The 9,101-nt window shown below is 62.4% G+C and carries 8 protein-coding genes; 6 read left to right on the top strand and 2 right to left on the bottom strand.

Annotated elements, in window-relative coordinates; all coding sequences use genetic code 11:
- Positions 1-11: 11 nt before the first annotated feature.
- The gene (locus tag ADJ95_RS03415) at positions 12-959 is read right to left on the bottom strand and encodes a sugar-binding transcriptional regulator (protein WP_049332602.1); all 948 of its coding nucleotides are present in this window, start codon (positions 957-959) and stop codon (positions 12-14) included.
- A 128-nt stretch (positions 960-1,087) separates the two neighbouring features.
- Here ADJ95_RS03415 and ADJ95_RS03410 point away from each other — a divergent pair, with 128 nt between their 5' ends.
- The 6 genes from ADJ95_RS03410 (at position 1,088) to ADJ95_RS03385 (ending at position 8,427) form a co-directional block, all read left to right on the top strand.
- The gene (locus tag ADJ95_RS03410; RefSeq protein ID WP_049332599.1) at positions 1,088-2,833 is read left to right on the top strand and encodes a glycerol-3-phosphate dehydrogenase/oxidase; all 1,746 of its coding nucleotides are present in this window, start codon (positions 1,088-1,090) and stop codon (positions 2,831-2,833) included.
- Between the two features lie 343 nt (positions 2,834-3,176).
- Positions 3,177-3,974 (top strand): MIP/aquaporin family protein, encoded by a 798-nt coding sequence (locus ADJ95_RS03405; RefSeq protein ID WP_049332597.1) that lies wholly within the window; start codon positions 3,177-3,179, stop codon positions 3,972-3,974.
- A gap of 42 nt (positions 3,975-4,016) precedes the next feature.
- Complete coding sequence (gene glpK / locus ADJ95_RS03400; RefSeq protein ID WP_049332595.1) at positions 4,017-5,573, top strand: glycerol kinase GlpK; 1,557 nt, start codon at positions 4,017-4,019, stop codon at positions 5,571-5,573.
- 681 nt (positions 5,574-6,254) lie between these two features.
- Entirely contained in the window at positions 6,255-6,563 is a 309-nt protein-coding gene (locus ADJ95_RS03395; protein ID WP_049332594.1) for an N-acyl-D-glutamate deacylase, read from the top strand.
- Between the two features lie 86 nt (positions 6,564-6,649).
- A complete protein-coding gene (locus ADJ95_RS03390) occupies positions 6,650-7,363 on the top strand; it encodes a methylated-DNA--[protein]-cysteine S-methyltransferase (RefSeq protein WP_080974932.1) in 714 nt (237 codons plus the stop codon).
- Between the two features lie 263 nt (positions 7,364-7,626).
- Positions 7,627-8,427 carry a DNA-3-methyladenine glycosylase I gene (locus ADJ95_RS03385; protein WP_049332592.1) on the top strand — a complete coding sequence of 267 codons (801 nt, stop codon included), beginning with the start codon at positions 7,627-7,629 and terminating at the stop codon, positions 8,425-8,427.
- 129 nt (positions 8,428-8,556) lie between these two features.
- Here the strand turns inward: ADJ95_RS03385 and ADJ95_RS03380 are convergent, their stop codons facing one another.
- Complete coding sequence (locus tag ADJ95_RS03380) at positions 8,557-8,949, bottom strand: DUF1304 domain-containing protein (protein WP_049332590.1); 393 nt, start codon at positions 8,947-8,949, stop codon at positions 8,557-8,559.
- Between the last annotated feature and the right edge of the window lie 152 nt (positions 8,950-9,101).

Here is a 9,101-nt window from a genome sequence, read left to right as displayed (position 1 = left end):
CCCCGAGAAAGCTACCTATCCATCAGAACCTTGGCGAGCGCATCGTCCAGCACCAAATCCGTAATCGCGCCGGTGCGCAGAGCCCCGCGGAGCGCCCTCGCGCGGTGCACCCCCGAAGCCACGCAAATACGCCGCGGGATACGCGCCAGCTCCTTGGGAGTGGGCCCCGATGCGCGCCGGTTCAGCTCCAAATCGGCCCACGACCCATCCTCGCGCAATAGCACGGTGCACATATCCCCCACGACTCCCAGCTCGCGCAGGCGGTACTGCTCCTCCGCGTCAAAATACCCGCCCGAGTACACGTGCGAGGGAATCGGGCCGCCGAACGCACCCACGCCAAAGATGGCCAGGTCCACACTCTGCTGCACCCGCAGGCTTGCCTGCACGCTGCGCTCGCGCCACATGGCTTCCTTCGTCTCGGCGTAGTCGAAGAAGGCGGGAACCGGGAAGTGTACGGTCTGCGCCTCGTAGGCGTTGGCCAGCTGCCCCAACAGAGAGCCCAGGTACGGAATACCCGAGTGGTGCGCGTTGCCCGCGCCGTTGAGCTGCACGACCTTCACGCCGGTCAGGGGGCGGCGCGGCAGGTGCCGAGACACCTCGGTCATGGTGGAGCCCCAGGCCACGCCCAGGCGGGTGCCGTCGTCGATGAGCGAGTCCAGCAGGGAGGCGGCGGTGCGCGAAACCCGGCTCATGCGGGCAATCGGCGTGGCGTCGGCGCGCACGTTCACCAGGGTCACGCGCACCTTGTAGCGTTCGCCGATGCGCCGCTCCAGTTCGCTGCGGGTACGGAAGGAGTCGTCCAGTCGGATCTGCACCATGCCGCTTTCGCGGGCGCTTTTGAGCAGCCGCGAAACCGTGGCTCGCGAGACTCCCATGCGGCTCGCGATGGCATCCATGGTCATGTTGTGGATGTAGTAGAGCTCCGCAGCCTCGTAGGTGTGGCTAGCGCGTTCGTTCATGGGCAAAGACCCCCTGTGAAAATCCGTTCATTCTACTTGGTAATTATTTCATTACCGGGTTTTACTAAGTCAAGACGACAGGCAACGCCGCCCCGTAGCGGCTCTCACAGAAAAGAAGAGAACAGCACATGAGCTCCCAGCACTTTGCACAGCAGTCGCAGCTGACCGCTGCATCCCGCGCCCAGGCTCTCAAGAGCATGGCCAATGAAGAACTCGACGTCCTCGTGGTCGGCGGCGGCATCACCGGCGCCGGCATCGCCCTCGACGCCGCAACCCGCGGCCTGCGCACCGGCATCGTCGAAGCCGGCGACTGGGCCGCAGGCACCAGCGCCTGGTCCTCCAAGCTCGTGCACGGCGGCCTGCGCTACCTCTACAACCTCGACTTCAAGCTCGTGACCGAGGCCCTCACCGAACGCGGCCTGCTGCTGAACAAGATTGCACCCCACCTGGTGCACGCACAGCCCTTCCTCTGGCCCCTGAAGATGCCCGTCATCGAGCGCGCCTACTCCGCCATCGGTATCGGCATGTACGACACCCTGGCGTTCCTCGGCTCGCGCGGCCACAAGGGCGTTCCCTCGCAGCGTCACTTCACCAAGGCCGGCACCAAGACCGTCTTCCCCGACATCAAGGACTCCGCCTTCACCGGCGCCATCCAGTTCTACGACGCACGCGTTGACGACGCACGCCTGGTCATCGACGTGGTCCGCACCGCCGCAGGCTACGGCGCCCTGGCTGCATCCCGCACCCAGGTTATCGGTTTCGACAAGGATGCATCCGGCCGCGTCATCGGTGCGCAGCTGGCAGACCTCGAGAGCGGCGAGCGACTGAACGTGCGTGCCAAGCACGTCATCAACGCAACCGGCGTGTGGACCGAAGAATCCGAATCCCTGGCCAACCCCGACGGCGGCCTGGAGGTGCTCGCATCCAAGGGCATCCACATCGTGGTTCCCCGCGACCGCATCAACGCGACCAGCGGCATCTTCACCAAGACCGAAAAGTCCGTGCTCTTCATCATCCCCTGGCAGCGCTACTGGATTATCGGTACCACCGATACCCCCTACACCGAGGACCGCGAGCGCCCCGTCGCCACCAGCAAGGACATCGACTACGTGCTGATGCAGGCAAACAAGCTCATCGCCAACCCGCTGACCCGCGAGGACATCATCGGCACCTACACCGGTCTGCGCCCGCTGCTGCAGCCCAAGGTCAAGGACGGCGCCGCATCCACCAAGGTTTCCCGCGAGCACACCGTGACCGAGGTTGCCCCCGGTATGAGCGCCATTGCGGGCGGCAAGCTGACCACCTACCGAGTCATGGCAGAGGACGCCGTGAACTTCGCGCTGGGTGAGCAGGCCAAGCAGAACCCCTCCGTGACCGCGAATATCGGCCTGGTCGGTGCCGACGGCTACCACGCCATCGCCGCCAACCGCGCACGCTACGCCGAGCGTTACGGCTGGGACGAGGACCGCATCACCCACCTGCTCGAGCGTTACGGCGCGCAGATTGAGGACCTCGGCGCCCTCATCGACGCTGACCCCTCCCTCGGTGCTCCCCTGGCTAAGGCACCCCAGTTCCTGCGTGCAGACGTCGTCTTCGCTGTCCGCTACGAGGGTGCACTGCACCTGGAGGACGTTCTGGTCCGCCGCGTACGCCTCGACCTCGAGCAGCGCGACCGCGGCCTGGCAGCAGCAGACGAGATCCTCGACATCATGCGTGCCGAGCTCGGCTGGGACGACAAGAAGGTCAAGGAAGAGCGTGACCTCTACGCCGCACGCGTGCAGGCTATCCGCGAGGCAGAGTCCACCTCCACCGACGCTGAGGCATCGGCAAAGATTGAGGCTGTCACCCCCGTGGCACCTCGTGTGAAGCTCTAATCTTTAGAGATTCCACGCACCTTTCGTAACCGATTATTTGGTACGAACCGACCGTTCACCCCTCACCGTTATGGGCTAACTCAATATTTTTCGGTGAGGGGTGGACGGACGGTTAAATAACCGTTTACGATAAACCCCTGCATAAGAAGCAGAGCGCTAAATACGGAGCTAACCCACAGTGCAATCTGCTTCCCACTCAGACGTTCAACCAACATTTTCGTAGCAACCGCTACACATTTCAGCACAGCGTTGTGCCCCGATCCGCCCGTGCGGTGAGGACGCACGGGAATGCGCAAGCAAAGGTTCGCTTGCCTTCCAGACGCTTCGTCTTCAAGGAGCAACAATGTCTCTTCTTGCTTCCGCAGGAACTGTACTTGCAGCCGGCTCTTCCGCTCTCGTGGATGCATCCGGCGCCCCCACCACCCTCGGAATCTTCGCTTCCGAGTTCTTCGGCACCTTCATCCTGATTCTGCTCGGTGCCGGCGTATGTGCCGCAGTGACCCTCAAGAAGTCCTACGCTAAGGACGCAGGCTGGGGTGTTATCACCTTCGGATGGGGTCTGGCAGTGTTCACCGCCGTGTACCTCTCCTTCCATTCCGGTGCACACCTGAACCCCGCAGTGACCGTCGGCCTGGCAACCGCAGGCCGCGACCTGGCAACCGGTGTTCCCGCAACCGCAGGCAACATCGCCCTGTACATCATCGCTCAGATGCTCGGCGCAATGGCCGGCGCAACCGGAGCGTACCTCACCTACAAGAAGCACTTCGATGAGGACCCGGGCGACCGCCTCGGCATCTTCGCAACCGGCCCCGCCATCAAGTCCTACGGCTGGAACTTGCTCACCGAGATTATCGGCACCTTCGTCCTGATTGGCTGGATCATCGCATCCGGTAAGACCCCCGCCCAGACTGGCCCCTTGGCTGTTGCCCTGGTCGTTGTATCCATCAGTATGAGCCTCGGTGGCGCAACCGGTTCCGCTATCAACCCCGCACGTGACCTCGGCCCCCGTATCGCCTACACCTTCCTGCCCATCCCCGGTAAGACCGGTTCCAACTGGTCTTACGCATGGGTTCCGGTTGTTGGCCCAATCATCGGCGCTATCCTCGCAGGCCTGATCGTTCCGGCAGTTCTGCCCCTCTAAACCTCTCTAATACCCCCGTTCTTTTGTTCTAAGGAAAAATCAATGACGACTTCTCTGCACTCCGCAACCCTCAACGTCGAGCGCAAGTACATCCTCTCCATCGACCAGGGCACCACCAGCTCCCGCGCGATCCTGTTCAACAAGGCGGGCGAGAACGTGGCTCAAGGCCAGCTCGAGCACGAGCAGATCTTCCCCAAGGCCGGCTGGGTCGAGCACAACGCAACCGAAATTTGGCAGAACGTCCGTAAGGTCGTAGCAATGGCTATGGCAAACGGCGAAGTCAACCACCACGAAATCGCTGCAGTCGGCATCACCAACCAGCGTGAAACCACCGTCGTGTGGGACAAGAACACCGGTGAGCCCGTCTACAACGCAATCGTCTGGCAGGACACCCGCACCCAGGAAATCGTTGAAGAGCTCGCAGGCGAAGAGGGCGTTGGTAAGTACCACGACATCGTCGGCCTGAACCTCTCCACCTACTTCTCCGGCCCCAAGATCAAGTGGATTCTGGACAACGTTGAGGGCGCACGCGAGCGCGCCGAGCGCGGCGACCTGCTCTTCGGCAACACCGATACCTGGCTGGTCTGGAACCTGACCGGCGGTGTTGACGGCGGCGTGCACGTCACCGACGTGACCAACGCATCCCGTACCCTGCTGATGAACATCCGCACCCTGCAGTGGGATCCGCAGATCGCTGCTGATATGGGCATTCCCATGAGCATGCTGCCCGAGATTAAGTCCTCCTCCGAGGTGTACGGCTTCGGCCGCGCAACCGGTCTGCTCAGCGGCACCCCCATCGCGGGTATTTTGGGCGACCAGCAGGCTGCAACCTTCGGCCAGGCCTGCTTCGAGAAGGGCATGGCGAAGAACACCTACGGCACCGGTAACTTCATGCTCATGAACACCGGCGCCGAGCCCGTCTTCTCCGACAACGGTCTGCTGACCACCGTCGCCTACAAGATTGGCGATGCGGCACCCGTGTACGCGCTGGAAGGCTCGGTCGCGATGAGTGGCTCCCTGATTCAGTGGCTGCGCGACAACCTACGCATGATTGAGAACGCCGCAGAGTCCGAGGGTCTGGCTACCTCCGTTGAGGATTCCGGTGGCTGCTACGTGGTTCCCGCGTTCTCCGGCCTGTTCGCACCGCACTGGCGTTCCGACGCTCGCGGCGTCATCGTTGGCCTGACCCGTTACGTGAACCGCGCACACATCGTGCGTGCGGCGCTGGAAGCAACCGCATTCCAGACCCGCGAGGTCCTGGATGCAATGAACGCCGACTCCGGTGTTGAGCTCTCCGAGCTGCGCGTGGACGGCGGCATGACCGCCAACGAGTTCCTGATGCAGTTCCAGGCTGACATCCTGGGCGTTCCCGTGATCCGCCCGAAGGTGGTTGAGACCACCGCCCTGGGCGCGGCCTACGCCGCGGGTATCGCCGTTGGTTTCTGGACCGGCGAGCAGGACGTCGTGGACAACTGGGCCGAGGACAAGCGCTGGCTGCCCTCCATGGAGCCCGCCGAGGTTGACCGCCAGTACCGTCTGTGGAAGAAGGCCGTCTCCCGTACCCTCGAGTGGGTTGACGAGGACGTTCAGACTGCCTAAGCAATCTGGAGCGCTGGCGTTCGTTTAGCGCTCTTTCCCTCAAGTATGTGCTAGGGCCGGGTACCCGCTACGGGTGCCCGGCCCTTCCGCATACCCTTTCAACCGTGGAAGGCACCCCGCACTGGGGCCTAGGGCCGAGAGAGTGGCTGATGTCCCAGTGCCTCAGCGCCAGACCTTTTATGACGTAGCGTTTAGCGTTTGTTGCAAGGCAATTTTCTAATACTCTCAATGCCGTTGTAACGTTAGTGAACGTAGATGTAGCATCTTCCGGTGATTACATAATGCTGCGCTGTTCGTGAGGTGTCAGTGTCGCACGGGTCTTTTGCATGGTTTTCATGTATTTTCCCGCTGGACTCGCCGGTTCGCGCTATTGCTACATGTACAGCTCCTATCGCCGTCCGCCGCGCCGTCTCGTACGCCGCGGCGGACGGGTCTTTAACCGCCCGGCCGACATCACCCCGGGCAAACATTCCGCCTTCATCTTGCGTTACGGACTGCCGCACCGCCCCGTCGTTGCCCGCCTTCTCTGTCTATTGAAAGCGCCGTACAATGGATATATCAGCAGATAGGGGCGCGCTCATGGTCGTCGATAACGATAGGCGCGCACACGATGCATACCGATGTTTGCCGTAGCGGAGCATAGGCTCCCGAAAGGAGGAAGCGGCTTAGGCCGCGCCACCCATGGTCGATGTTCGTCGCCGCAAGCTTGCTATTATCGCCATGAACGTTTCGGTTCTCGCCGCCGCGCTATCCTGGCTGCTCGTTATCTTCTCGCTGATTTATTCCGCCGCGGCCGTACCCTGGGCCCTTGGCGTGGCTATTGTTCTGAGCGTGATTGGTGCTTACGCCGTCTACCGCTATTACTCCGAGTACTCGCATGTGCTCCCCGTTGAGGACCCCGATGCGCACGACGTGCTCGGTCACGATCTGCACTCGACTCACCTGCCGCACCTGCACCACGAGCATAAGGATGCGCAGCCCGAGCACTAGGATGACGGCGTACAGGTGCCCCTCCCCTATGATGGATGGAGGGGCACCGCCCTTTAACCGCGCCCGCAAGCCCACCGAGGAAGACCATGACCGAAGCGACCGCATCCCCGCACTCGCAGGATCCCCAGCCCGCCGATCTCCCAACGGGTGAAGCCCCCTCAGTCGAAAACCCGCCCGCCGAGATTCAGCCCCCGCACATCGCGCCGCCGGCTTCGGAGGAGGAGGAAACTGCACGATGGTACACCCGGCACGACAGCCCCGTCGGCACGCTCTACATCGCGGCCAAGGCCGACGCCATCACGGGCCTCTGGTACGAGGAGCAGAAGCACTTCCCTCTCCCCCACGAGTTGGGCACACGCATCGAAAATCCCGAGGCTTACCTGCGAGAGCACGGTACGGCGGAAGATGACGAACTGGCCGGCGAATACGCCGCCGCACAGCTACTCGCGCTGGCTTGCACACAGCTGGACGAGTACTTCACCCGCGAGCGCACCTCCTTTGACCTCCCTCTCGACCCGGAGGGCACGGACTTTCAGCTCATCGTCTGGGAGCATCTAAAGACCGTCCCGGCCGGGTACACCACCACGTACGGCGCCATTTCGCGGGCCGTGGGCCCCGGAGCCCCCGCGCAGGCAGTGGGCCAGGCGGTGGGCCGCAATAAGATTTCCATCATGATCCCCTGCCACCGCGTGGTAGGTGCCGACGGTAGCATGACCGGCTACGCCGGGGGCGTGGACCGCAAGCGTTTCCTGCTGGCCTTGGAGGAGCCCGCCGAGGTGCGGGAGGCGCGGCTCTTCTAACGCCAGCTGCGTTCGTCGGACGCGACAGGGCTGAAGAAAGAATCCGCGCAGAGGGTGGGATGCATGCCGTCTATCGGTGGGCGTCCCACCCTTTTTGCGTACCAGTATTCCTACGCTCGTATTCGATTCCAATCCCTCACCCAAAACTATATCGAATATACTTGCGAAATTACCGCGCGGGGCGGTAGTGTTTAACTAGAACATATTTCCGGAATAATTTTCGGGGCGCGCGATTTGACCGAGATTCTCAGAGAGGAGCAATCATGATTTCGCAGGTTCCCAATAACGTCACCGCCAAGAGCTCCCCGAGCTACCCCGCGTGGGTCACCGATGAGCTCCTGCGCGGCTACTACGACACGGAGTGGGGCGTTCCCGTCACCGATGAGCGCGGGCTTTTCGAGGCTCTCAGCCTCGAAGCGTTCCAGGTGGGTCTCTCCTGGCGCACGATTCTTGCGCGACGTGAGGCATTCCGACGAGCTTTTGAGGGGTTCGATCCCGAGCGTGTGGCTTCCTTTAACGAGCAAGATGTTGCGCGATTGCTCGAGGATGAGGGCATCATCCGTAACGAACGCAAGATTCGGGCGGTAATTTCCAATGCCAAGCTCACCCTGCGGATGCGCGAGCTGGCCGCAGCTTCCGATAGCTTTCCCGCCGAGGGGATTCCGCTCCCCCTCATCGCATCTTCCTCCGCCCCCAACGAGGCGGGCCGCACCGAACCTCCACAGGCCGAGGTACCGCGCACGGTTCGTCGCCGGGGCCGAACGCTAAGCATTGAAGAGCTGGAACGGATGCGCGAGCGCACCCTACCCGACGGTACGCGCGTTCCGGGTGGGCTCCCCGCATGGCTGTGGTCCTTTGCGCCGAACGAGACCATTGCACCGCGCACTCTGGAGGAGATTCCAACCGATACCGCCGAGTCCGCGGTGCTCGCCAAGTCTTTCAAAGCGTTGGGTGGGGTCTTCCTGGGGCCGGTGACCGCGTACGCGCTCATGTGCGCGGTGGGTATGGTGGATGCGCACCTGCTCGATTCGCACCGGCGCGGATGCTCAGGCCTCTTCAACTAGCCGTGCCTCTACACCCATGGTGCGATCAGCCGTGGCGCGACCGCGGAGGGCATAGAAAAGCCGCGCGTCGCATCTTTCGATGCAGCGCGCGGCCTGAAGATTAGCGTTCCTCTGCGAGTCCGACAGGTCTTAGCGGATGGTCACGAAGAGGAAAATCAGGGACAGCAGCGGCGGAACCAGCTGGATCAACGCGGGCTTACGCTTAGCCGGGGAGGTCAGGAACAGGTAGATGCCGGCGATAGCCATGGCGCCCAGGCCCGCGAAGAGCAGAGCCACACCAACCTGCGGGGAACCAAACCAGAAAGCCAGCAGGCCGGTTGCCGCAATCCACGCAATCATCAGGTTGTACAGGCCCTGGTTAGCTGCCATTTCCCTGGTGGATTCCGCGAATTCCTCGGTCATGCCGAAGATTTCACGGCCCTTGGGCTTGGTCCAGAGGAAGGACTCAATAACCCAGATGTAGATGTGAATTGCGATTGCCACGAAGGCGAAAACGGTGGTAACCGTTGCAAGGCTCTGCATCGCCGTCTCCTCATACTAGTAGGTCGTCTGTCAGGTGTGCATCCATCGCAATATACGGGCGGGTAACTGTCTGACCGGCAGCCCGGCGGCCGCCTCCGCACCCGTCGTCTTCGGTGCATGGGCACAAGCACCCATTTTACTCTTCCCCGGTA

Origin of the sequence: Rothia mucilaginosa (assembly GCF_001061665.1) — a bacterium.
Taxonomy (GTDB): Bacteria; Actinomycetota; Actinomycetes; order Actinomycetales; family Micrococcaceae; genus Rothia; species Rothia mucilaginosa_A.
The sequence above is the reverse complement of the archived record's forward strand: the minus strand, read 5'-3'. Positions and strand labels throughout refer to the sequence as shown.